The organism is Aeromonas sp. FDAARGOS 1411 (genome assembly GCF_019047125.1).
GTDB classification, from domain to species: Bacteria; Pseudomonadota; Gammaproteobacteria; order Enterobacterales; family Aeromonadaceae; genus Aeromonas; species Aeromonas veronii.
In genome coordinates this window covers 4,274,000-4,296,630 of record NZ_CP077214.1, presented here as the reverse complement: position 1 = coordinate 4,296,630, position 22,631 = coordinate 4,274,000, and the positions used below count along the sequence as shown (strand labels likewise).

The window sequence follows — 22,631 nt, the reverse complement described above, 5'->3', positions numbered from 1 at the left end:
GATTAACCGCGACGCTGACGCACGGCTTCAAACAGGCAAACGCCGGTTGCCACCGAGACGTTGAGGCTGGATACCGCCCCCGCCATCGGGATGCTCACCAGCTCGTCGCAATGTTCGCGGGTCAGGCGACGCATCCCCTTACCCTCGGCACCCATCACCAGCGCCATCGGGCCGGTCAGTTTGGCCTGATAGAGGTCGTGATCGGCCTCGCCAGCGGTGCCGACGATCCAGACGCCGCGCTCCTGCAGCTCGCGCAGGGTGCGGGCCAGGTTGGTGACCTGAATAAGCGGCACCACTTCAGCGGCGCCACAGGCAACCTTGCGCACGATTGGGGTGAGGCCGGTGGCCTTGTCCCGCGGCACGATGACAGCATGAGCCCCGGCGGCATCGGCGCTGCGCAGGCAGGCGCCGAGGTTGTGCGGGTCGGTCACGCCATCCAACACCAGCAGGAATGGCTGGCTCTGTTGTGCCGCCAGCTCATCCAGCAGGCTGGCCAGATCGTGCTCGGCGAGCTTGGGCGCCTCTTTCACCCGGGCCATGATGCCCTGGTGATTGTTGCCTTCCGCTTTGTCATCAAGGGTCTTGCGATTCACGCTCTGCACCTTGAGGCCGAGGGACTCCAGCTCGGTCAGCAGGGGTTGTAGCCGGTCGTCATCCCGCCCCTTCAGCGCCCATACCTCGATGAAACGCTCCGGGGTGCGCTCCAGCAGCGCGGTGACAGCGTGAATGCCGTAGATCAGTTCAGTACTCATTTAGTGCTCTTGGCCTTATCGCGAGCCTTTTTGCTCGGTCGTCTGTTGCTCGGTTTGGCGCGGCCACCCTTGTCGGATTTGCCGTGATCCTTGCCCTCTTTACGTTTTTCGTGGCGCTGGGCACTCTTGGCCTTCTCTTTCTTGATCTCGGCCTGCTTGCGCGCCATCTCTTTGGCGTTCTTGCCGGTAGCCTTGAGCGGCTCTTCCACCATCACGAAGTCGATCTTGCGATCATCCAAGTTCACGCCCATCACCTTGACCCGCACCTTGTCGCCCAGACGGTAGCGACGGCGGAAGTTCTCGCCAATCAGCTGCATGTGCAGGGGATCAAACTGGTAGTAGTCGTTGGTGAGGGTGCTGACGTGCACCAGACCATCGATATGGATCTCCGCCAAACGGACGAAGAAACCAAAGCCGGTGACGCTGGCGATGACGCCGTCAAACTCGTCACCCACGTGATCCAGCATGTACTCGCACTTGAGCCAGTCGGCCACGTCGCGAGTGGCATCGTCGGCACGGCGCTCGGTCATGGAGCAGTGCTCGCCCATCGGGTCCACTTCTTCCAGCTGGTAGTGATAACCACCGCTCGGGGTCCACTTGTGGCGCAGGTTGCCCTGCTGTTCCTTGGCAGTCTGGTACTTGATCGCCCGGTGCAGGATCAGGTCGGGATAGCGACGGATTGGCGAGGTGAAGTGGGCGTAGGACTTCAACGCCAGACCGAAGTGACCGATGTTGTCAGCCTGATAGATGGCCTGACGCATGGAGCGCAGCAGCATGGTGGAGAGAAGCTCCGCATCCGGGCGCCCTTCAAACTTGGCAGCCAGCTCGGCAAAGTCTTTCGGCTCGGGCTCGAGACCGCCCTTGAGCTCCAGACCCAGTTCGGCCAGGAAGTCGCGGAAACCGGTCAGACGCTCTTCGCCAGGACGATCGTGTACCCGGAACAGGGCAAAGGCTTCGTTCTTCTCGATGTAACGGGCAGCAGCCACGTTCGCCTGGATCATGCACTCTTCGATGATCTTGTGGGCATCGTTGCGCACCAGTGGCACGATGCGGTCGATCTTGCGCTGTGCGTTGAAGATGAAGCGGGTCTCCTCGCTCTCGAACTCCACCGCACCGCGCTGGTGACGGGCATGCTTGAGCGCCTTGTAGAGGTTGTTGAGCTCCTCGATATGGCCCACCAGCGGATCATACTGCTGGCGCAGCTTGGGATCGCCATCGAGGATCGCGGCAACCTTGGTGTAGGTCAGACGGGCGTGAGAGTTCATTACCGCTTCGTAGAACTTGTAGCCGGACATGCGGCCAGCGGCGGAGATGGTCATCTCGCACACCATGCAGAGACGGTCAACTTGCGGGTTGAGCGAGCAGAGGCCGTTGGAGAGCACCTCAGGCAGCATGGGCACCACGAACTCGGGGAAGTAAACGGAGTTGCCGCGCTGATACGCTTCGGCATCCAGCGCCGTGCCGGGCTTCACGTAAGCGGAGACGTCCGCAATGGCAACCCACAGACGCCAGCCGCCACCACGCTTGGCTTCACAGAAGACGGCGTCATCGAAGTCGCGGGCATCTTCCCCGTCGATGGTCACCAGCGGCAGAGCGCGCAGGTCGATGCGGCCCTCTTTGGCTTTCTCCGGCACCTGCTCGCCGAGACCGGCAACCTCTTTGGTCACCTCTTCCGGCCAGGTGTGCGGAATGCCGTGGGTACGCAGGGCAATTTCGATCTCCATGCCCGGCGCCATATTCTCGCCCAGCACTTCCAGTACGGTGCCGACGGCATTGATGCGGGAGGTGGCGCGCTGGTTAATGCGCACAACCACGACCTGGCTCTGGCGAGCCCCTTTGTTTTCCCCTTCCGGGATGATGATGTCCTGGCCGATACGGCTGTCATCCGGCACCACGAAACCAACGCCATTCTCGACGAAGTAACGGCCGACAATGTCTGCCTCACGGGACTTGAGCAGGCGCACCAGACGCGCTTCCTGACGCCCCTTGCGGTCGATCTCGGTCGGCTGCACCAGCACGTAATCGCCATGCATCAGGCGTTGCATCTCTCGGTTGTTCAGATACAGATCCGGACCACCACCTTCCGGACGCAGAAAACCGAAGCCATCCTTGTGGCCGATTACATAACCTTTGACCAGATTCAGGCGATCCGGCAGGGCATAACATTGGTTGCGAGTGAATACCAGTTGTCCATCACGCTCCATGGCGCGCAGACGACGACGCAAGGCTTCCAACGGCTCTTCATCTTTCAGCTTGAGGACCTTGGCCAACTCTTCACGGGACATGGGCTTTTCATGGCCCTTGATGAGTTCCAGGATCAACTCGCGACTGGCGATGGGGTTATCGTATTTTTCGGCCTCGCGTTCGAGGAAAGGATCTTTTTGAGACATAAGCAGGCCTTAGGGTAGGTGGTAACGGTGCCATTATATCGGAGGGGGGGGCGAATGGCATCCATCGGCTGCCTTTTGGCCAATCTCTCTGTCATACTATCTTCAGTTCGCTGGCATGATGAGACACAGAACTCATGAGTAAGGACACATTTGCCCAATCCGCCGCCTATCTCAAACAGGCGGTTCCTTTGATGATCAAGTACCAGATCCCCACGACGCCGGACAATTACCACCTGTGGTACAACTATGTCTCGGCCAGCATGCCCGAGCTCAACCAGGCGATCGATCAGGCAGTCAAAATGCAGGGAACCTGCTCGCTCACCACCTGCGAGCGACTCTATCACCAGTATCTGGCCGCTCAGGACGAGAAGCAGATGGAGGCGATGAAACTGAGCCTCGCCGCCATGGCCAACGAGCTCGGCCACTCCATGCAGGACGCCATCTCCGATACCGGCATGTTTCAGGAGATGCTCGACAAGAGTTTTGACAAGCTCAGCCGCATTGATGACGAGGGCTTCAGCCTGGAAGACACCATGGGGATCCTGCGGGAGCTGGTGCGCGAATCGCGGGATGTGCGCATGTCCACCATGCACTTTCGCAACCAGCTCAGCAATGCGGAGAAAGAGATCAAGGAGCTGCGGGCGGCGCTCAACGAGACACGCAAACTGGCCAACGAGGATGCCCTCACCAACCTGCTCAACCGCCGCGCCTTCGATCTGGAGCTGGAAGGATTGATCCGCAGCCAGCACCCCTTCTCGCTGATCCTCGCCGATATCGATCGCTTCAAGAACTTCAACGACGAATATGGGCACCTGCTCGGCGATCAGGTACTGCGCGCCTTCAGCAAACGGCTGCGCGACGCCTGCAAGGAGGGGGTCACCGCCTATCGGCTGGGTGGGGAGGAGTTCGCCATGCTGGTCCCCCATCGCTCGCTGGCGCTGGCCAGACAGATGGCGGAAAGCATGCGCCGCGCCATCGAGCGGATGTCGATTCTGGATCGCAAATCAGGCCGCCGCATCGACCACATCACAGCCTCGTTTGGCGTGGGTGAGTTCAACGGTCAGGAGAGTGCAGACTGTCTGGTCGAACGTACCGACAAGCTGCTCTACAAGGCCAAGGAGCTGGGGCGCAACCGGGTGATGCCGCTCCCTTCCTGATTTAGTACCCTGCCCGACCGCAATGCCAATGTAAAAAGCCAGTCAGATCAACTGACTGGCTTTTTGGTCTCTCTTGCTCCGACAGGGGCTGTTCATTCCAGCCCCATTGGAAACCTGCTCAGTGTGAAGGATTACTCCTGCACCTCGCTGACACCTTCGACTTTCACATCAACACGGCGATCCGGAGCCAGGCAGACGATCAGCTCACGCTTGGACTTGCTGACGCAGCTGTCGCCGGTAACCGGTGAGGATTTACCACGCCCTTCCACATTGATCTTGGCGGCCGGGATCCCTTTACCAACCAGATAGTTGGCAACGGTCTGGGCACGCTGCTCGGAGAGCTTCTGGTTGTAGGCATCGGAACCGATACGGTCGGTGTGACCAATTACGGTTGCCACGCCATCCTTGGGTCGTGCTTCTTCAATCTGGCTATAGAGGCTATCCAGTGCCTGACTGGCCTCTGGCTTGAGGGTCGCCTTGTTGAAGTCAAACAGCACATCGGAGCTCAAGGTGAACTGCTTCTCAACCATCACAGGTGCAGGAGCAGGTTCCGGAGCCGGGGCGGGCGCCACAGGGGCAACCTGACCAAAGCGATAAACCGCTGCCAGTGAGAGCAGGCCGTTATCCATTCTCAGACCGGTATCATCGCGGCTGCCATACGGGGTGGTGTACTGGTACTCCAGGCGAGCGGCCCAGTCGAGATTGAACGCATACTCGGCACCCAGTGCACCGACCATGACAAAGCGGCTGTCATCTTTGTAGACATCGCTCTTGGTATCAGCCCAGCCATAACCGCCACCGACACGACCATACAGATCCAGATTATCGGTAACCGGGAAGCCCAGTTTCAGGGTCAGTTGAGCCAGCTGTGCTTTTACTTCATCACTGAAAGCGCCTGCCGCCGTAGTGGCATCGTATTTGTAATTGCCCAGATAATCGTAACCCAGCTCCAGTCCCAGATTCTTGTTGATCTGATAACCGCCAAACACGCCTGCACCCAAGGCATCGTTGGTCTCATTGCCAAGGGTCAGGGCATTGCTTTCATCAATGCCGTAGAAGTTGGACCAACCCAGTTTGGCACCGCCATACCAGGTGTTGTCTTGACCGGCAGCCTGGGCATTGGCCGCCAGCAAGCCGGTAACCAGCAAGGTAATCAATGATTTTTTCATGTTTGAGCCTCTGCAACTTTATGTAGGAGGAGGTTGATTGATATCACCTCGTCTTATAGGTGCAACCACCCAAAAGCGATCGCAGCATATCAACGTTAGCCTATTTTCAAGTCACTGATATCAATTAACAAAAAACACTCTAACGCAACCACGTTACAAAAACAGCAACAAACGTTTGTTATTTGAACTGGATGTGACGCAAAAAGACGCACAGATGAGGGTTGAAAGGGGAAAAAAGGCCAGCAACATGCTGGCCCGAAGCGATATCAGTGACGAACAAACTCGTAGTGCTGATCGATAAAGTCAGCAACACGCAGGCTCAGTACCTTGTGCACCGTCTTGGTCGGATGCACCTGATCCCAGAACATATGCTCATCGCAGTTAAGAGTCGCAGCTCGCCCTTTTGCCTGCCCGCTCACCACCGCCTGCGCCAGGATCGGGTTACCGGCAATAGCCACTCTTTCGGAGACACTCAAAGCCGGGGTCGCAGCCACCTCGGCGGCGCTGCCGGAGAACGGCTTCCACGTATAGCCGCCACCGTAGCAGGCGTGTTCTGTGTCACTCAGCCCGAACAGCTGGGGATCGCGCATCATCTCGTCAAACTGCTTGTCCACTTCGAACAGCTTCACGATGCCAAGGGGAGCCAGCTCTCGAGTGAGGTTCTGCAACTTCTGGTTGTGGTAACTGGCCACATGGCGCACCTTCTCCACCACCTTCATGCTGCGGGCTGACGGGGTCTGCCCCAGATCAGGAATGTTGAACAGCAGGATCTGCTGCGCGCCGTTGAGCACCAACCGGTTGGATGCCAGCCGGATGGTATCGATCACCCGATCCGCATCCCGCTCGGTGTTCCAGCCATAAGCCAGATAGTCGTTGGCACCGACCCAGATCACCACCAGATCATCGGGGCGGAACTTGTCCTTTTTCAGGAACTGATCGATCTCGTAATCGAGGTTGTTGATCACCTGATATTTGGGATCCCAGGACCAGAAACCGAGCCAGCCATTCAGGGCGCCCAGATGGTTATAGGCCACCGCGGTCGCACCGCCTTCCGCCTCGTTGGCCACGACCAGACCGGGAAAACGCTCGTCACCCAACTGCTCCAGCCACACCGGGCCGTTGCTGAAGCGCCCGTTGAAGTAAGGTGGGCTGGAGGGGAGATACCCCCGCATCTTTTTGTACATCTTGCCGGTGTCGGAGAGGCTGTCACCAAACATCACGACCCGGGAAAAAGGTTGGCGTCCCTCTGCCGCTTGCGCGGTCAATGCCATTAACCCCAATAAACAAACAAGCCATTTTTTCATATTGTTATACTCTTCGATTAAGCAGGTGAGACCTGCGGACTTCTCCTCGAGTGGCGACAGGCATGGGAAGAGTCTGCTGCCACTGACTTCTGGTGAAGGCGACAGATTACAGTTCCAGATGAAATCACACATGTTCCGCCACCGATGAAATCGCTTGCGCTCACAAAACAGACAATCACACCAGCCTATTTCTTTCACGCTTGTTTCACGCCCCTCCCGGCACAATGCCCCCATACCAACGACAGGAGTATGAAATGAACAAGGCAAGCGCAAGCGTAATCGGACTGTTGACCCTGATGTCTGTCTCCTCTTTTGCCATGGCGGCCTATACCGGCCCGCAAGAGCAGAACAAGGTTTCCGTTGCTCAACTGAAAGATCTGGCTGATGACAGCTGGGCCACCCTGGAAGGGAAACTGGTCAAGCACCTGGGCGGCGAGAACTATCTGTTCCGCGATGCCAGCGGTGAGGTGGAGGTCGAAGTGGATCAGGATGTGTGGCGTGGCACTGAAGTGGGCCCGGATGATCAGATCCGCATCCGTGGTGAAGTGGACCACAGCTGGAACAAGACCGAAGTGGAAGTGAAAACCCTGGAGAAAGTGGGCGCGGCCCCGCAGACCAAGGGCGGCTTTATCGCCAAATAAGGCCACTTCAACGACGAACTGGCCAGACGTTAAAAGGGCGCTTGATATCAAGCGCCCTTTTGCATGGTTAACCCGGCGTCACCGCTTAACCGGCCCGACTGGCAAAGGCTCTCTTGAACCCCTTCTCGGCCTGATTGACCTTGTAGAGGTAACGGCGCGCCTCCTCTTTGGGATGTTGCTCGGTCAACACCTGATAGACCGCCTCGGGGGAGAGCCGGTTGATCCGACCCGGCGCCGCCTTGCGATCGCTGGAGAAGGTATTGAGCACCCCGCCCGCGCCACCGTTATAGGCGGAGATCACCGCATAGCGACGGGAGCGCGGATCCTGAATATCCGCCAGATAGACGGTCTGCAACAGGTGCAGATAGGCGGTACCAACATCGATATTGTAGGCCGGGTTGAACAGCTCCTCCCGGGTTGGCTGGCCGTTCTTGCCCTTGACCCGCACATAGACGTCACGACCGGCGGTAGCCGGGATCACCTGCATCAGGCCATAAGCGTTGGCATGGCTCACCGCATAGGGGTTGAAGCTGCTCTCGGTCTTGATCACCGCATAGATCAGGCTCTCCGGCACGCCGTATTTGCGCGACGCTTCCCGGATGATCCCCGCATACTTGTAGCCCCGTCGATCTTCATGGTTGGCCACCATGGGAATATCGACGAAGAAGATGGTGCGAATCCCCAGAGTGCGCTTCTTCATCGCCGTGTTGAGCAGGTAATCGGCATAACGCTCGGCGCGCCAGGAGGCGCGGATTGGCTGGCGCTGATTGTCCAGCACCTGACCGTAGAGGAAGGGCTCGCCGCCGGTCAGAATTTCCCGGTCGGAGTAAAGATCCACTTCGGCTGGATCGTCCGGCGTCAGAAGGGTCTCGATAATGGCGCGACGCAGGTGAGCGCGGGGATCGATGCCCGAGACCGTCTCCACCATGATGTGGCCGCTGGAGAAGTCGATGTGGGCCCGGCTCTTGTACTGATCCGTGTATTTGACGTAGTCAAACTTGCCCGCAAACAGCGCCTCCCGCCCCCATATCTCGTTTACGTTATGGGAGAGCGCGCTGATCATGTGTTCAAAACCGCGGATGTCCTTGCCGTTGACCAGATCGTCATCCTCACTCCCGCTGGGCTTGGGGGAAGATGAGCAGGCAGAGAGAAACAGCAGGGTGCACAGCAGCCAAAAAATTCGGCCCATAGGATCCTCAAACCGGGCAGCAGAGCTGCCCATCATTCATTTGCTGCGACTTCAGGAGCGGTCACGCCAGTGTGGCGCCATTCCCGCACCTGTTCACACGTACAACAGCCGGAGAGCTTACTGGGCAGGCGGGGTGTAACCTTCGATCTGCACTTCACCTGCATCAAACAGGTAGCTGACCATCTCTTTTTCCAGCAGTTGGCGATGCTCAAGATTCATCATGTTGAGCTTTTTCTCGTTGATCAGCATCACCTGCTTCTTCTGCCACTCGGCCCAGGCTTCCTTGCTGATGTTGTCAAAAATCCGCTTGCCGAGCTCACCGGGATAGAGTTGGAAATCCAGACCCGGGCCCTCTTTTTTCAGGCGTTGGCAAAATACAGTACGGCTCATGTTGACCTCTATGGTTGTAACTCTGGATAGGCGAGCAGACGGGCCGTGGCGGCCGCCAGCCCCACCTCGGCAGGATGGCGTAAGTTATACCAGAGTCGGTTATCTGCTTCCATGAGCCGCAGCGGCTGCGCCTCATCAATGTCAATCAGCAGCGGCTGAATATCGAGATGGAAGTGGCTGAAGGTATGGCGAAAACCGGCCAGTTCACGATAACCGTGATGGCTCAGGCCGAGGGATGCCAGCAGACCATCCACCTCCGCCAGCGAAGCCACCTGCGGGAAGCAGTAGAGCCCGCCCCAGATCCCCTGTGGCGGCCGCTTCTCCAGCAGCAACTCATCGCCGTGACGGATCAGCAGCATGATGCCGTCGCGGGCCGGAATGCTCTTCTTCGGCTTGCTATTGGGATAAGCGGTAGGCTTGCCTTGCGACAGCCCCTGGCAATCGGCCCGCACCGGACAGCGATCACAGGCAGGCTTGCTGCGGGTGCAGATCGTTGCCCCGATATCCATCATCGCCTGATTGTATTGCGCCACCCCCAGCTTGGGGGTGAGCCGGATGGCGATCTCCCACAGCTCGTTCTCCACCTGTTTTTGGCCGGGCCAGCCCGGCAGCGCCAGCCAGCGGGTGAGTACCCGCTTCACATTGCCATCAAGGATGGCGTGGGGCTGACCCAGAGAGAGCGACAGCACGGCCCCGGCGGTAGAACGACCAATCCCCGGCAGCGCCATCACCTCGTCAAAGCGCTCGGGAAAGAGGCCGTGGTGATGATCGCGGATCTGCTGAGCCGCCTTGTGCAGGTTGCGGGCCCGGGCGTAGTAGCCAAGCCCGGTCCAGTGGTGCAGCACCTCATCGACAGGGGCATCGGCCAGCGCCACCACATCGGGGAAGCGCGCCATAAAACGCTGGTAATAGGGGATCACGGTCGCGACCTGGGTCTGCTGCAGCATGATCTCCGAGACCCAGACCCGGTAAGGGGTCTTCTCCTGCTGCCAGGGCAGGGTTTTGCGGCCATGAAGCTCGTACCACTCCAGAACCCGACTTGCGAAGGTTGATTGATTCACGTTGTTCTCATGTCGTTGATATATGGGGAACTCTGCGGTTCCTCCGGCTCATCTGGCCTGCACGGGCATAAAGTCATCCCGCTGCACAGCGCCAGCTGTCTGGTGCGGCAGCGTAAGGCCTCGCCACGCCCAAGTCAAAGCCCTGCTGACTGGCGCTGTGGGCAGGTGGTGGCCAGGCAGCAAAGCGATAACAAAGACGATATACTCGGCCCCACGATTGATGACGGGAGAGACGGTTTGCAGACTTATCTGGTTGGGGGCGCAGTGCGGGATCGCCTGCTGGGATTGCCGCAGGGCGACAGGGATCATCTGGTGGTCGGCGCCACCGTGGAGCAGATGCTGGCGCTGGGCTTTACCCAGGTCGGTCGCGACTTTCCCGTGTTTCTTCACCCCAAAACCCAGCAGGAGTATGCCCTCGCCCGTACCGAGCGCAAACAGGGTCAGGGCTACACCGGCTTTGTCTGCCACGCAGCCCCCGATGTGACGCTGGAACAGGATCTGCTGCGCCGGGATCTCACCATCAACGCCATCGCCGAAGATGATCAGGGCCAGCTCCACGATCCCTACGGTGGCATCGAGGATTTGGAAAAACGGCTGCTGCGCCACGTCTCCCCCGCCTTTGCCGAAGATCCGCTGCGCATCCTGCGGGTCGCCCGCTTCGCCGCCCGCTTCCACGCTCAGGGCTTTACCATAGCGCCGGAAACTCTCTCCCTGATGAGCGAGATGACGGCCGCTGGCGAGCTGGCCCACCTCACGCCGGAGCGGGTCTGGAAGGAGCTGGAAAAAGTGCTGCTGGGGCCGACCCCGCAGATCTTTATCGAGGTGCTGCGCCAGTGCGGCGCCCTGAAGGCGCTGTTCCCAGAGATTGATGCGCTGTTCGGCGTCCCCGCCCCGGCCAAGTGGCACCCGGAGATCGACACCGGCATCCACACCCTGATGGTGCTGGAGCAAGCGTGCCGGATCTCCCCCGAGCTGACCGTCCGCTTTGCTGCCCTCTGCCATGACCTTGGCAAGGGAGTAACCCCCAAGGAGTTCTGGCCAAGCCATCACGGTCATGGCCAGAAGGGGCTGCCGCTTATTCGCGCCCTGTGCGAACGGTTCCGGGTACCCAACGAGTGCCGGGATCTGGCGCTGCTGGTGAGCGATCTGCATACCCACATCCACATCGCCTTTAAGCTCAAACCCGCCACCCTGCTCAAGGTGTTCGACAAGGCTGATGCCTGGCGTCGCCCCGAGCGCTTTGCCCAGCTGCTGGATGCCTGCCGCGCCGACTTCCACGGCCGCACCGGTTTCGAGGAGCGGGTCTACGCCGAGCCGGACTATGTGGCCGAAGCGCTGGCTGCCGCCCAGGCGGTGCCGGTGAAAGAGATAGTGGCGGCCGGTTTCAAAGGGGAAGAGATCAAGGAGCAGCTCGCCAAAAAGCGCACTGATGCTATCAGCCGCATCAAGGATGAGTGGACCTTTATCGAGGAGTAACCTCGGCCCCATAACAGACGGCCGCCCTGATGATGAGCTCCGCAAGGAGAGCATCGCCAGGGCGGCCGTTTTGCATCCAGATTGATATGTGAGGGGGCGCTAACCTCTGCTGGTGCCGTTATGCCGGACCAATTCGCTCCATCAGGCTCATATGGGATGAGCCATCGTGGCGCTTGAGGTTCTGGCGATACTCGAACTGGCGCTGGCTCTCCTGCTTGAGCCCCAGCATCAGCGAATAGCACATCGCCAACATGATCACCGAAAAGGGCAGCGCCGCTATGATGCTGGCCGCCTGCAAGGCCGCCAGGCCGCCGGAGACCAGTAAAATCGCAGCGACCAGCCCCTGGCCCAGCCCCCAGAGCGCGCGGTGCGGCACCGGAGGATCCTGATCACCGATGGAGAGCAGAGTCGTGATGACCAGCGTACCCGAGTCACTGGAGGTGATGAAGTAGGTGCAGATGAGCAGGGTCAGCACAGCTTTGGCAATCCAGCCGAAGGTCTCCCAGTGCAGCAGCTCCACCGTCTTGTAGAGCGCCAGAGTGACATCCTGATTGACCGCGGCCACCACACCACCACTGCCGAACAGCTCCAGATTCATGGCAGTACCGCCGAACACGGTGAGCCAGAACATGCCGAGCAGGGAGGGCACCAGCAAGACACCGAGCACGAACTCGCGGATGGTGCGCCCCTTGGAGATGCGGGCGATGAACATGCCGACAAAGGGCGCCCACGCAATCCACCAGCCCCAGTAGAAGGCGGTCCAGCTCGACTGCCAGGCCGAGGTGCCGTTGGCCTCGGTATTGGTCCAGAAGCTCAGCTTGACGATGTTCTGCAGGTAGTCACCTATGTTCTGCACATAGGCGTTGAGGATGTAGGTGGTCGGCCCCAGCACCAGGAAGAGGCCCAGCACGAACACGCTCAACCAGATATTGAGCTCGGAGAGGATCTTCACCCCGCGTCCGACGCCGGAGACCGCCGACAGGGTGGCGATCAGGCTGATGCCGCCGATGAGCCAGAGCTGGTTCGCCTGCGAGACTTCCATGCCGAACATCTGGTTGAGGCCGGTATTCATCTGGGAGACCCCCAAGCCAAGGGAGGTCGCCACCCCGAACACGGTACCAAACACCGCCAGCACGTCGGCAGCGTGACCCCAGAAGCCGTAGATGCGATCGCCGAGCAGCGGATAGAGCACGGAGCGGATGGCCAGCGGCAGCTTGCGCCGGTAGCTGAAGAAGGCGAGCGACAGGCCGACGATCACGTAGATGGCCCAGGGGTGCAGGCCCCAGTGGAAGAAGGTGAGACGCATGGCGATCTGGGCCGCCTCCGGGGTCATCCCTTCGGTGACGAAGGGGTTGCCCTGCAGGTGGTACATGGGCTCGGCGATGCTCCAGAACACCAGCCCTATCCCCATGCCGGCGCTGAACAGCATGGCGAACCAGGCGAAGTAGCCAAACTCCGGTACCTGGTCGTCGTCACCCAGCCGGATGCTGCCGAAGCGGCTGAACATCAGATAGATGGCGAAGAACAGGAACAGGGCGACCACCAGGATGTAGTACCACTTGAACCCGGCAATAATCTGATCCTTGGCACCGACAAACCAGGCGGCCGCGGTATCGGGAACAAATACGCCAAACAGCAAAAACAGGGTGATCACGGTGAGGGCCGTCATGGCCATAGTCGGGTTGAGGCCTTTCAATAGCCCTTTGCTTGCTCGCATCCAGCCTCCTTAGTCGTTGTTGAAAAAGTCTTCGCCCACATGATCACCGGCCCCGCCGATGGCACGATAGACCAGTTTGCCGGCCGCCTGTTCGCGGTGATCCACCAGCGAAACCGAGGGCTGGCCATTCACGGCGTGACGCTTGCCAAGGAAGATGGCCATGGGGACGCCCAGATTGGAGATACCGCTAGTGATCCAGAGGCGGTTGAAGTCGTATGAGCCACCGATGAATTCCAGCTGGGCCAGGCCGGTATCGAGGCCGGTCAGATAAAAGTTCATGGCACTTTCATCAGGAAAGAGGTGCACCAGCACATAGGCGTAGCGCAATTCGTTCACTAACTCCTTTAGGTTGAAAGTACCTGTCTCACTGCAAGAGAGGGGTAACTCACCATCATAGTGGTGTACCTTGAGGTTGTTGGGATCTTCATCATAGGCAGGCTGATAGCGCACAAAAGCCGAGGTGTCCGGCAGTTCATAGCGCACTCTGACCACACGTAACTCGGCCACCAGAGACTTGATATCCAGCTCGTCATTCATCATTTCGCTCCTCAAATGTCAGGGTGAATTCCGTGAAATGCCCGTCAACCTAACACAAAATTAGTTAGAGCAGAAATTATTACAACAAAAACCATATTGACCTTGTGACGAATTAGGCGGAAAATTTTGCGCCTCTCCATAGCCTTCCAATGACGCACACCCCATGGAAAAACATGATGAAGTGCTGGTCGCCCTGCGCCAGATTATTCGTGCCATCGACATGCACTCCAGGCGCTTGATCAAAGAAGCCGGGCTCACCTCCCCGCAACTCTTGCTGCTCAAAGGGATCGACGAGTTGGGACAGATCTCCATGCGCCAGCTGGCCGATCACACCAACATGAGCCAGGCCACCGCCACCACCATCATGGACCGATTGGAGAGCCGCCAACTGGTGCAGCGCGTTCGCAGCAATACCGACAAGCGCAAGGTTCACGCGACACTGACTGATGCAGGCCGCGCCCTGCTGGCCCAGGCTCCCACCCCGCTGCAAGAGCGCTTTATCCAACGCTTTCAATCCCTTGAAACCTGGGAGCAGACCCTGCTGCTCTCCTCCCTGCAACGCATCTCCGCCATGATGAATGCAGACGAAATCGACGCAGCCCCGGTGCTGAGCGTCAGACCCCTCACCGAAGAGCAGGCATAAGCTGCTGAACAATTTCAGGCATAAAAAAAGCTCCCGAACGGGAGCTTTTTTCGATCAGGGGCCGCCGAGAATTACTCTTCCAGGCTGATCCCGATATTGGAGACGCCATCCTGAGAGGCGAATACTCTGATAGCCAGGATACGATCGCTGTCGCGCTCATGGGCAACCCGCTTGAGCAGTTCAACCTGGAACTCCAGCTCGGCCTCCATGTACTCGTGCTCGTAGAGCTCCTCTTCGGTCAGATCCCGCTCTTCCAGCAGCTCGATAAAACCGGCCACGGTACCGACTGACGCATGGCTGGCATCGTTGGCCTCTTCGCCGACCCGGCAGATCACCGAGTTGTAGGCGCAGCCCAGCGCAACACAGGCATCCAGCGCGGGATAGGCACCGTAGGATTCAAACTTGCGGGGATCCGGAATGTGAGACTCGAACTCTTCGAGAATGGCACCCAGATTGACCCGGGATCCCTTGACGGTGAGGTAGACCCACATCTGATCCAGCGCATGCCGGAAAGCGCCAGCATTGCCAAAGCCGGAGGCCTGACAGAACAGGGCATAGTTGGGGTACATGCGCTCTGCCAGCGCCAGGGTGTAGACGGTCTGTTGCCAAGGCTGTAGCTCGGCCAGTCGCTTATAAAACTTGTCACCAAACACTGGAGTCGGATCCTTTGCAAAATGTGGGGCAGATTGTAGCCCACGAGGGGCGCGGCGAAAACGAAAAAGCGCCCTGGTCGGCTATGTTGCGATATGAAGTCAGGTAAGATGGGTCGAGAGCGGCATCTTGTTGCGCCGCAAATTCTGATAAGGAACAAGAGTATGAGCCAACGTACCCTTCTTTTGCTCAGCCAGGATAATGCTCACTACGAACGGCTGCTCAAGGCCGCCAATCTCCCCCATCTGCGCATTCTGCGAGCCGATAACCAGAGTGATGCCGAGAAGCTGATCGGCGAAGCCCATATTCTGATGGCCGAACCGGCCCGTGCCAAACCGCTGCTGCCCAAAGCCAACAAGCTGAGCTGGTTCCAGTCCACCTATGCGGGAGTCGATGTGCTGCTCGACCCTGACAGTCGCCGCGACTATCAACTCACCAATGTGCGCGGCATCTTCGGCCCGCTGATGAGCGAGTATGTCTTTGGTCATCTGCTCAGCCTGATGCGCCAAATCCCCCTTTATCGGGAGCAGCAGAAACAGCGACTGTGGCAAAGCCACCCCTATCAGGGCCTCAAGGGGCGCACCATGCTGATCCTGGGGACCGGCAGCATTGGCCAGCATATCGCCCATACCGGCAAACATTTTGGCATGAAGGTGCTGGGCATCAGCCGCAGCGGTCGGGAGCGGGCCGGGTTTGATCAGGTTTATCAACTACCTGCGCTCAACAAGATGCTGGCGCAGGCCGATGTCATCGTCAGCGTGCTGCCTGCCACCCGCGATACCCGTCATCTGTTCAATGTCGCCCGCTTCGAACACTGCAAACCGGGCGCCATCCTGTTCAACGTTGGTCGTGGCAGCGCCGTGCACTCTGGCGATCTGCTCACCGCACTGCGTACCGGCAAGCTGGCGATGGCGGTGCTGGATGTGTTCGAGCAGGAGCCGCTGCCCGCCGACAGTCCGCTGTGGGGCCAACCCAACCTCATCGTCACCCCCCACAACAGCGCCTACAGCTTCCCGGATGATGTGGCCCAGATCTTTGTGCGCAACTACATCCGCTTTATCGATGGCCAGCCACTGGATGGCAAGATCGACTTCGACAAGGGTTACTAACCCTCACGGCGCATGTAAAAAGGCCCCGCCAATCTGGCGGGGCCTTTCATTTCAGGCTTTGACGACAGGAATCAACCCGCGGCCAGCTCCTTGCGGTAGCTCTTCACCTTGGCAAGGAACTGACGACGCTCCTTGCCGCTGAGCGGTTCAGCCATCGGCAGCTTGGCGGTCATGGCATTGACCGGGCGGTTGTTGATCCGCAGTTCATAGTGGAGGTGAGCACCGGTAGAACGACCAGTGTTACCGGAGAGGCCGATCTTGTCGCCCATCTTCACTCGCTGACCGGTTTTGACCAGCAGCTTGCTCAGGTGCAGATAACGGGTAGAGAGAGTACGGCCATGCTTGATGACGATATAAGTGCCCGCTAGCGGGTGGCTGGTTGCCTTCTGGACGATACCATCGCCAGTCGCCAGCACTGGCGTGCCCACCGGCACCGCAAAGTCGGTGCCCTCGTGAGGACGCACCATACCGGTTACCGGATGTTTGCGCGCCGGGTTGAAATTGGAGCTGATCCGATAGCGGCTGTGGGTCGGGTAGCGGCGGAATCCGCGCTCCAGACTGTTGCCCTGACCGTCGTAGTAGTTGCCGTCATCGGAGAGCCAGGCCGACACCGTCTTGCCCTGGCTGGTCACTTCCACACCCAGCAGCTGGCTGTTACCAGTGCTCTTGCCTTCCACCGTCTCCTGGCGTACCAGCACTTTGAACTTGTCACCCTTCTGCAGATCCTTGGCGAAATTCATTCGCCACTGGAACAGGTTGGCAATTTTCTGGATATGGTTGGCCGGAATCCCCGCATTGCGGGCACTGACATAGAAGCTGCCGTTGATCACGCCGTTGTAACGCTGCGGTTGCCACTCGACCTTCTCATTGATCATGGAGGCGGTATAGGCATCGTCGCTGCGCGCCATCACCAGCGTCTGCTTGATGTTCAAGCGGATTTTGAGCTGCTGCAGGATGTTGTCCTGATCGATCAGCAGCTCGATATTCTGGCCCGGCTTGAGGCGCGCCAGATAATTCTTGTTGTCCGCGTCCAGCACCTTGTAGAGGGTGGTGGTGGAGAGACCGAGATTGTTAAAAATGGCGGTCAGGTTTTCGCCGTTGCGGACCCGGTAATCCTGCCACTGGGGGGTGGTGTCAACCGGGATGTCGTCATCCGGCGCACTCTGATCAACCAGTTCGTGATCGGGGATTTCGTTAAAGTCGGTGTTGTTTTCGTTGGTTGCCGTACCTGCGGTATCAATGGGCAACTCAAGACGCAGCGGCCGCTCGAGGATGTCACCCGGAGCTGGCAATAATGCCACTGCTGACAGGGTCATGGCCGTCAGCATCAGCATGGCGTAAAAGTGTTTGCGGGGAACCGGTGGTTCCCAATTGGCAGCCTGTACTACCAAGGGACGGAGACGTTTCATCCGCTATCCTGTATTTAGATCTAAAGAGTGTGAGTTGCGATGTCAGTTGTGACAAAACCGTATAAAACTGTTTGTTGGACACAAATAGTTACAAATAGTTCATCACAATCTGCATGAACCTCACATTTTATGCATAACCCGCCCGGATGGGCAGAAATGATCGTCTTTTTTAACCATTTTTTCCTATTTTTAAGAACCGGGTCGGATTCGATACTGAATAGAAACCTGAAATGTTGCGATAACTTTTCCATGGAGTGGATATGTCGTTAGCAAAACTGTTAATCAGAATAATTGTCGTCCTGTTCCTGATCGGTGCAGCGCTGCTGTTTGCACTGGAAGTCACGACGGTCCGCCAATCCATCCTCGACCAGATGTCAGCCAACCTGGAAACCGCCATCACCGCTCTCGGGCTGGTGCTGCAAGGAACCCTGCTTAATGACGACAATGTGCTGGCCGAGACCATCGTCAATGCCATGTTCGATGGCGGCTTCGTCAGCTCGGTCACCCTGATCGATCCCGATGGCCAGTTGCTGTTTCAGAAGGTCTTCCACTCTACCCAGCAAAATGTCCCCGGCTGGCTTCCCTCGGTTATCGGCATGCCCCCCGTCAAGATTGAGCAAGAGTTGACCGATGGCTGGCGCATGCTGGGCACTCTGACCCTTGAGGGGCATAGCGGCTACGCCTATCAGCATCTGTGGAATGCCATCAGTCGCACCGGTCTGGCGCTGCTGGCGGGCCTCGTCGTATTTACCCTGATCATCTCCCTGGTGTGCAAACGCCTGCTGCAGCCCCTGGAGCAGATCAACCTGCAGCTGATCCGTATCCGCAAACACCAGTTCAACAGCACCCTGCCCACTCCCTGGTTGCAAGACCTCAAAGAAGTGGCACTTTCCATCAACCAATTGGTTTCCGAACGCAAACGGGATCTGCTGCAACAACGACTTAAAATCACCCAGCTGGGAAAACAGCTGCTACTGACGCCCCCACAGCCGCTGCAAGGAGTGAGCCCACTGCCGGAAGGCGGGCAACTGCAAAAATTTGTCTCCACACAAGGGGAGATCGCGCTCTATCAGCGTTTCTTGCCCAGTCAGCCCCTCGGTGCCGACAGCGATCTCGCAACCATCCAGAGCGCCCTGCAACAGTGGCAGCACTCTCATATAGAAGGGGTCTTGCTGCCCCTCTCCCTGCTCAATCACCCACAATGGTCCGAGATCGCCCCTCTGCTAAGCCAGGGCCGCGGCAAAACACTGGATTGGCGCTGGGATGTGGCCACCTTTCCCGCCCACGGCCAAGCCACATTGGCTGCGTTGCAGGAACAGGGGTGTGAGCTTGCCTTCAGCGCCATTCCCCTCAATGCGGATACCTTCAATCAACTTGACCCGCTCAATCCCATCTTTATCAGCTGTCAGCTGACCGATGCGCCGCTCTACTGGAATCTGCTCTCCCAAACCATGCATGCCGCCGGTTATACCCTGCTGGCAGAATCGGGAGAGTGCCGCGACATCGACAAACTGCGGACCTGGGGTATCGATGGTTATGCCAAGGAGGCGCAATCATGAAGAAGCTCGCCATGCTGTTGCCCCTGATGTGGCAACCCGGCCTGATGGCTGAAACCGTCACTATCACCACCGGGGGTGAGCAGGGGATTTATCACCAGATAACCAAAGAGTTTTGCCGTCTGGCTCATGAGGTCGACGAGCAACTTGCGTGCACACTGCAGAGTTCATCGGGTTCAATAGAAAACCTGACGCGGCTGAAGAGTGGCGAGACCTCCTACGCCATGGTGCAGTCAGACTGGCTGTATCAGGCAAGCCAGGGCTTGGGCCCTTTTGCCACGCAGCCGCAACCTGAGCTGCGCGCCCTGTTTGCCACCCATGCCGAGCCCTTCACCATAGTGATCCGTGCCGATGGCGATATCACTTCACTGGAACAGCTCAAGCTCGCCCCCATCGACATGGGGTTGAAGAGCTCGGGAACCCGCCAGACGGCGCTGACCCTGTTCAACATCTTGGGAGCGAAAGAGCAGGATCTCGACCTGAAGAGCATGGCCAACCTGCCGGATGCGCTCTGCAGCAAGCAGATCGACGCATTTGCACTGGTGATGGGACACCCTAACCGGATTGTGCTCGACACCGCCAAACGTTGCGCAGTCAGTTTCCTCCCCATCGATGGGGCCACCCGTGATCAGCTACTCAAGGGGGTCAAATATTACCAACGTAGTCAGGTGCCCGCCCGCATCTACCCCGGCAATCTGAAGGCAACTCCCACCTTTGCCATTGCCGCCACCCTGGTTACCAATGCCACCATGCCGGAAGAGTCTGTCTATCGTCTGACCAAGGCCATGCTGACCCAGCAGACCAAGTTCAATGAGCAGACTTATGGCTACGCCAATATGTTTCACCGGGCACGCAATAAAACCGGCCCGGTGCTGAGTATTGAACAGCATCCGGGCGCGGCGAAATATTTCGATGAGTTGAAGGCGGCGGGCAAGCTATAACTGACGACGAGGGGAGCGCAGTTGCTCGCTGGAGAAACGGGTCTTCATCGATGTCCACTGCGCCAACCGATCGGCACTCCCCGCCAGCGTCCCTTCCCGCCGTGACTTCATTATCCAGATGCTTTTGGCATCGAAACTGTAAACGGGAATGAGATCGGTACGCTTGCTGCCCGGCAGGATCCGGCTGTTGATGTTGTCGAGCACCAGTGGGTCAGCCTTGGGCGTCGGGAAGTAGAGCGTCACCATGTGGAACTGGTTGTAACGCACCGCCTTGACGTAGGCCAGTCGCAGCTTCTTCTCATCCACCCCCAGCTCCATCAGGGTGTAGTACTTGGAGATGCTGTAATCCTCGCAATCCCCACCCCGGGCGCCGATGAACTCCAGCGGATTGGCCCAGTAATCCTCATCTCCCCACAGCTTGGGATCCTCGCTGTAGGTGAGATTGTTGAAGTAGTTGTTCACCAGCTCGATCTTCTGCTGGTCGGTTGTACCCGCTCTGGGGGTGAGCAGGCGAGAGAATGCCTCGGCCCGTTGAATGGCGCGGCCACCATACACTTCCTGCAGCTTGGCCCGCAGATCCGGACTGGCAATATATTCGGAAAGACGCGAAGCCTGCACGCTGGCGCAACATAGCGCCAGAGTACAGGCCGGGATCAACAACCATTTCATACCGGACACTCCATGTCAGATGCTGGAGGTCAGTATAGTCCCTCCGGATGAGAGACTCAGCAGGCGATCAGCGACACTGGGCGAATGCGTCTGCCAGTTGTTGCATAAATTGGGGATAACCATCCGGGCCGAGTGGCACCTGTTCACCCACCTCATCAAGCAACAGTACCTTGGCGCCGGTATTGCGTGCCACCGATTCGATCACAGCCGGTGAGAATTGCGGCTCGGCATAAATGCAGCTCGCCTGCTTCTCTTCCAGTGCCTTGCGGATATCCACTAGCGTCTTGGCGCCCGGGCGACGCTCAGGGCTCACGGTAAAGTGACCCTTTGAACTCATGCCGTAGTGGCGCTCCCAGTAGCCATACGCCTCGTGGAAGACAAAGTACCCCTTCTCATTCACCGCCTTCATCTGGCCGGCAATCACCTTGTCTTTGGCATCCACCTTGGTATCAAATGCCGCGAGGTTGGCGTCATAGCGAGCCTGATTGGCCGGATCCAGCTTGCCCAATTCACTTGCGATCGCCTTGGCAATCACTTTGGCCTGCGTCGGGCCAAGCCAGATATGGGGATCGACCCCTTCGTGATGATGTCCCTCATGCCCTTCATCATGGTCAACGTGCTCGTGGGCGGCATGATCGTGATCATCATGGTCATGGGAGTCATGACTATCCTGAGTCGCGTAGTTGAACAGCGGCATTCCCTCAACCTGAGTCAGGGCCAAAGCATGGGAGTGATTGGCCAGCGGCTTGGCCATAAACCCTTCCAGCTCGGGGCCAACCCACACCACCAGCCCAGCACTGTTGATGCTGCGAATATCGGAAGGGCGCAGGGAAAAATCGTGGGGAGAGGCGCCGGTGGGCAGCAATACCTTGGGCTCGCTCACCCCGTCAGTGATCGCCGCAGCGATGAAGCCAAGGGGCTTGATGGTGGTCAGTACCTCAATGGCACGAACAGGCAAACTCACCGCCAGCAGGGCAGTGAAAAGCGCAATAATTCTCATTGGTGAATCTCGTCAGGGGGTGAGTATGTGATAATATAACAGCCGCTTTTTGTTATATTATAACTCTCACTGGCTGTAAACCCCGGAGTTGTCATGAGCCAACTGGTAGAGCTGAAAGAGGTCTCTCTCTCGTTTGATGGACGCTCTGTGCTCGACAAGGTCTCCTTTACCCTCAATAAAGGCAAAATCACCACGCTCGTCGGCCCCAACGGGGCTGGCAAGAGCACCCTGAGCAAGCTGGTACTGGGTCTGCTCACCCCGGATTCGGGCAAGATCACCCGCAGCCGCGACCTGAGAGTCGGCTATGTGCCCCAGCGCCTCTATCTGGATCCCACCTTGCCGCTGACGGTACGTCGCTTCCTGCAACTGGGCAAAAATAGCCGCCTCTCCATCGAGGAAGCGCTGGCCCGGGTGGGCGCAGAGGGATTGCTGGAAAACCGGATGCAGAAGCTCTCCGGCGGCGAGATGCAGCGCGTGCTGCTGGCCCGCGCCCTGCTGGTCAAGCCCGAGCTGCTGGTGCTGGACGAACCGGTGCAAGGGGTTGATATCACCGGCCAGATCGAGCTCTACGCCCTGATCGGCAAGCTCGCCGCCGAGTTCAATTGCGCCGTGCTGATGGTATCCCACGACCTGCATCTGGTGATGGCCAGCACCCACGAGGTGATCTGCCTCAATCGCCACGTCTGCTGTCATGGCGAGCCGGAAAGCGTGGCCCGCCACCCCGAATTTGCCCGTCTGTTCGGGCGACCGGAGCAGGAGGTGCTGGCGGTCTATACCCACCATCACCACTGCGACGGCGAACACCATCATCATGAACCGCAGGCCCCCGTCATCCGCCTGCCTTCTCGCAACAACGCTCACAGCAAATAG

At 58.5% G+C, this 22,631-nt stretch carries 21 protein-coding genes; 8 read left to right on the top strand and 13 right to left on the bottom strand.

All coding sequences use genetic code 11. From position 1 onward, the window contains the following. Nucleotides 1-2: 2 nt before the first annotated feature. Nucleotides 3-752: a 23S rRNA (guanosine(2251)-2'-O)-methyltransferase RlmB gene (gene rlmB / locus I6L41_RS19570; RefSeq protein ID WP_005354834.1), complete on the bottom strand. Its 750-nt coding sequence runs from the start codon at nucleotides 750-752 to the stop codon at nucleotides 3-5. Further along, nucleotides 749-3,142, bottom strand: coding sequence for a ribonuclease R (gene rnr, locus I6L41_RS19565; protein WP_005354835.1), 2,394 nt, complete (start codon nucleotides 3,140-3,142; stop codon nucleotides 749-751). The genes rlmB and rnr overlap by 4 nt, the downstream gene beginning before the upstream one ends. A 134-nt stretch (nucleotides 3,143-3,276) precedes the next feature. Here rnr and I6L41_RS19560 point away from each other — a divergent pair, with 134 nt between their 5' ends. After that, entirely contained in the window at nucleotides 3,277-4,299 is a 1,023-nt protein-coding gene (locus I6L41_RS19560) for a GGDEF domain-containing protein (RefSeq protein WP_019445736.1), read from the top strand. Nucleotides 4,300-4,430: 131 nt separating this feature from the next. Here the strand turns inward: I6L41_RS19560 and ompA are convergent, their stop codons facing one another. Both ompA and I6L41_RS19550 read right to left on the bottom strand, forming a co-directional pair. Then, on the bottom strand, nucleotides 4,431-5,468 hold the full coding sequence (gene ompA / locus I6L41_RS19555) for a porin OmpA (protein ID WP_005335824.1): 1,038 nt from the start codon (nucleotides 5,466-5,468) through the stop codon (nucleotides 4,431-4,433). A 266-nt stretch (nucleotides 5,469-5,734) separates the two neighbouring features. Continuing rightward, the gene (locus tag I6L41_RS19550) at nucleotides 5,735-6,772 is read right to left on the bottom strand and encodes an SGNH/GDSL hydrolase family protein (RefSeq protein WP_216960782.1); all 1,038 of its coding nucleotides are present in this window, start codon (nucleotides 6,770-6,772) and stop codon (nucleotides 5,735-5,737) included. 254 nt (nucleotides 6,773-7,026) lie between these two features. Between I6L41_RS19550 and I6L41_RS19545 the strand changes: the two genes are divergently transcribed. After that, entirely contained in the window at nucleotides 7,027-7,413 is a 387-nt protein-coding gene (locus I6L41_RS19545; RefSeq protein WP_005335826.1) for a YgiW/YdeI family stress tolerance OB fold protein, read from the top strand. An 85-nt stretch (nucleotides 7,414-7,498) separates the two neighbouring features. On the opposite strand, the gene mltC is transcribed toward I6L41_RS19545, so the two are convergent. From mltC to mutY, 3 genes are all read right to left on the bottom strand, one after another. After that, nucleotides 7,499-8,602 carry a membrane-bound lytic murein transglycosylase MltC gene (mltC, locus tag I6L41_RS19540; RefSeq protein ID WP_005354839.1) on the bottom strand — a complete coding sequence of 368 codons (1,104 nt, stop codon included), beginning with the start codon at nucleotides 8,600-8,602 and terminating at the stop codon, nucleotides 7,499-7,501. 117 nt (nucleotides 8,603-8,719) lie between these two features. Then, the gene (locus I6L41_RS19535; RefSeq protein WP_005335828.1) at nucleotides 8,720-8,992 is read right to left on the bottom strand and encodes an oxidative damage protection protein; all 273 of its coding nucleotides are present in this window, start codon (nucleotides 8,990-8,992) and stop codon (nucleotides 8,720-8,722) included. A gap of 8 nt (nucleotides 8,993-9,000) precedes the next feature. Next, on the bottom strand, nucleotides 9,001-10,053 hold the full coding sequence (gene mutY, locus I6L41_RS19530) for an A/G-specific adenine glycosylase (RefSeq protein WP_042052456.1): 1,053 nt from the start codon (nucleotides 10,051-10,053) through the stop codon (nucleotides 9,001-9,003). A gap of 237 nt (nucleotides 10,054-10,290) precedes the next feature. Here mutY and I6L41_RS19525 point away from each other — a divergent pair, with 237 nt between their 5' ends. After that, nucleotides 10,291-11,529 carry a multifunctional CCA addition/repair protein gene (locus I6L41_RS19525; RefSeq protein WP_216960779.1) on the top strand — a complete coding sequence of 413 codons (1,239 nt, stop codon included), beginning with the start codon at nucleotides 10,291-10,293 and terminating at the stop codon, nucleotides 11,527-11,529. A gap of 118 nt (nucleotides 11,530-11,647) precedes the next feature. Here I6L41_RS19525 and I6L41_RS19520 read toward each other — a convergent pair whose 3' ends face one another. Next, nucleotides 11,648-13,246: a BCCT family transporter gene (locus I6L41_RS19520; protein ID WP_216960776.1), complete on the bottom strand. Its 1,599-nt coding sequence runs from the start codon at nucleotides 13,244-13,246 to the stop codon at nucleotides 11,648-11,650. 9 nt (nucleotides 13,247-13,255) lie between these two features. Beyond that, nucleotides 13,256-13,783, bottom strand: a complete 528-nt coding sequence (locus I6L41_RS19515) for a hypothetical protein (protein WP_005335836.1) — start codon at nucleotides 13,781-13,783, stop codon at nucleotides 13,256-13,258. A 163-nt stretch (nucleotides 13,784-13,946) separates the two neighbouring features. Here I6L41_RS19515 and I6L41_RS19510 point away from each other — a divergent pair, with 163 nt between their 5' ends. Beyond that, nucleotides 13,947-14,426 carry a MarR family winged helix-turn-helix transcriptional regulator gene (locus tag I6L41_RS19510; protein ID WP_047434495.1) on the top strand — a complete coding sequence of 160 codons (480 nt, stop codon included), beginning with the start codon at nucleotides 13,947-13,949 and terminating at the stop codon, nucleotides 14,424-14,426. Between the two features lie 71 nt (nucleotides 14,427-14,497). Here I6L41_RS19510 and I6L41_RS19505 read toward each other — a convergent pair whose 3' ends face one another. Then, complete coding sequence (locus I6L41_RS19505) at nucleotides 14,498-15,079, bottom strand: YjaG family protein (RefSeq protein WP_005335839.1); 582 nt, start codon at nucleotides 15,077-15,079, stop codon at nucleotides 14,498-14,500. Between the two features lie 162 nt (nucleotides 15,080-15,241). On the opposite strand from I6L41_RS19505, the gene I6L41_RS19500 reads away from it, so the two are divergent. Continuing rightward, the gene (locus I6L41_RS19500; protein ID WP_167557645.1) at nucleotides 15,242-16,186 is read left to right on the top strand and encodes a D-2-hydroxyacid dehydrogenase; all 945 of its coding nucleotides are present in this window, start codon (nucleotides 15,242-15,244) and stop codon (nucleotides 16,184-16,186) included. 71 nt (nucleotides 16,187-16,257) lie between these two features. On the opposite strand, the gene mepM is transcribed toward I6L41_RS19500, so the two are convergent. Next, entirely contained in the window at nucleotides 16,258-17,595 is a 1,338-nt protein-coding gene (mepM, locus tag I6L41_RS19495; protein ID WP_005354854.1) for a murein DD-endopeptidase MepM, read from the bottom strand. A gap of 260 nt (nucleotides 17,596-17,855) precedes the next feature. Between mepM and I6L41_RS19490 the strand changes: the two genes are divergently transcribed. Continuing rightward, the gene (locus I6L41_RS19490; RefSeq protein WP_216960773.1) at nucleotides 17,856-19,154 is read left to right on the top strand and encodes a LapD/MoxY N-terminal periplasmic domain-containing protein; all 1,299 of its coding nucleotides are present in this window, start codon (nucleotides 17,856-17,858) and stop codon (nucleotides 19,152-19,154) included. Continuing rightward, nucleotides 19,151-20,092 carry a TAXI family TRAP transporter solute-binding subunit gene (locus tag I6L41_RS19485; RefSeq protein WP_127006075.1) on the top strand — a complete coding sequence of 314 codons (942 nt, stop codon included), beginning with the start codon at nucleotides 19,151-19,153 and terminating at the stop codon, nucleotides 20,090-20,092. The genes I6L41_RS19490 and I6L41_RS19485 overlap by 4 nt, the downstream gene beginning before the upstream one ends. On the opposite strand, the gene I6L41_RS19480 is transcribed toward I6L41_RS19485, so the two are convergent. Together I6L41_RS19480 and znuA are read right to left on the bottom strand one after the other, a co-directional pair. After that, nucleotides 20,087-20,761, bottom strand: a complete 675-nt coding sequence (locus I6L41_RS19480) for a transglutaminase-like cysteine peptidase (RefSeq protein ID WP_042052461.1) — start codon at nucleotides 20,759-20,761, stop codon at nucleotides 20,087-20,089. The genes I6L41_RS19485 and I6L41_RS19480 overlap by 6 nt on opposite strands. Nucleotides 20,762-20,828: 67 nt before the next feature. Next, nucleotides 20,829-21,761 carry a zinc ABC transporter substrate-binding protein ZnuA gene (gene znuA / locus I6L41_RS19475; protein WP_216960770.1) on the bottom strand — a complete coding sequence of 311 codons (933 nt, stop codon included), beginning with the start codon at nucleotides 21,759-21,761 and terminating at the stop codon, nucleotides 20,829-20,831. Nucleotides 21,762-21,854: 93 nt separating this feature from the next. Between znuA and znuC the strand changes: the two genes are divergently transcribed. Beyond that, entirely contained in the window at nucleotides 21,855-22,631 is a 777-nt protein-coding gene (gene znuC / locus I6L41_RS19470) for a zinc ABC transporter ATP-binding protein ZnuC (protein ID WP_204385021.1), read from the top strand.

Excerpts from the sequence above, each read along its gene's own strand:
- I6L41_RS19490 (WP_216960773.1), top strand. The coding sequence starts at position 17,856 with ATGTCGTTAGCAAAACTGTTAATCAGAATAATTGTCGTCCTGTTCCTG.
- ompA (WP_005335824.1), bottom strand. The coding sequence starts at position 5,468 with ATGAAAAAATCATTGATTACCTTGCTGGTTACCGGCTTGCTGGCGGCC.
- I6L41_RS19480 (WP_042052461.1), bottom strand. The coding sequence starts at position 20,761 with ATGAAATGGTTGTTGATCCCGGCCTGTACTCTGGCGCTATGTTGCGCC.
- I6L41_RS19510 (WP_047434495.1), top strand. The coding sequence starts at position 13,947 with ATGGAAAAACATGATGAAGTGCTGGTCGCCCTGCGCCAGATTATTCGT.
- mltC (WP_005354839.1), bottom strand. The coding sequence starts at position 8,602 with ATGGGCCGAATTTTTTGGCTGCTGTGCACCCTGCTGTTTCTCTCTGCC.
- znuC (WP_204385021.1), top strand. The coding sequence starts at position 21,855 with ATGAGCCAACTGGTAGAGCTGAAAGAGGTCTCTCTCTCGTTTGATGGA.
- rlmB (WP_005354834.1), bottom strand. The coding sequence starts at position 752 with ATGAGTACTGAACTGATCTACGGCATTCACGCTGTCACCGCGCTGCTG.
- rnr (WP_005354835.1), bottom strand. The coding sequence starts at position 3,142 with ATGTCTCAAAAAGATCCTTTCCTCGAACGCGAGGCCGAAAAATACGAT.
- I6L41_RS19500 (WP_167557645.1), top strand. The coding sequence starts at position 15,242 with ATGAGCCAACGTACCCTTCTTTTGCTCAGCCAGGATAATGCTCACTAC.
- I6L41_RS19560 (WP_019445736.1), top strand. The coding sequence starts at position 3,277 with ATGAGTAAGGACACATTTGCCCAATCCGCCGCCTATCTCAAACAGGCG.
- I6L41_RS19520 (WP_216960776.1), bottom strand. The coding sequence starts at position 13,246 with ATGCGAGCAAGCAAAGGGCTATTGAAAGGCCTCAACCCGACTATGGCC.
- I6L41_RS19515 (WP_005335836.1), bottom strand. The coding sequence starts at position 13,783 with ATGAATGACGAGCTGGATATCAAGTCTCTGGTGGCCGAGTTACGTGTG.
- I6L41_RS19485 (WP_127006075.1), top strand. The coding sequence starts at position 19,151 with ATGAAGAAGCTCGCCATGCTGTTGCCCCTGATGTGGCAACCCGGCCTG.
- I6L41_RS19550 (WP_216960782.1), bottom strand. The coding sequence starts at position 6,772 with ATGAAAAAATGGCTTGTTTGTTTATTGGGGTTAATGGCATTGACCGCG.
- I6L41_RS19535 (WP_005335828.1), bottom strand. The coding sequence starts at position 8,992 with ATGAGCCGTACTGTATTTTGCCAACGCCTGAAAAAAGAGGGCCCGGGT.
- mepM (WP_005354854.1), bottom strand. The coding sequence starts at position 17,595 with ATGAAACGTCTCCGTCCCTTGGTAGTACAGGCTGCCAATTGGGAACCA.
- znuA (WP_216960770.1), bottom strand. The coding sequence starts at position 21,761 with ATGAGAATTATTGCGCTTTTCACTGCCCTGCTGGCGGTGAGTTTGCCT.
- I6L41_RS19545 (WP_005335826.1), top strand. The coding sequence starts at position 7,027 with ATGAACAAGGCAAGCGCAAGCGTAATCGGACTGTTGACCCTGATGTCT.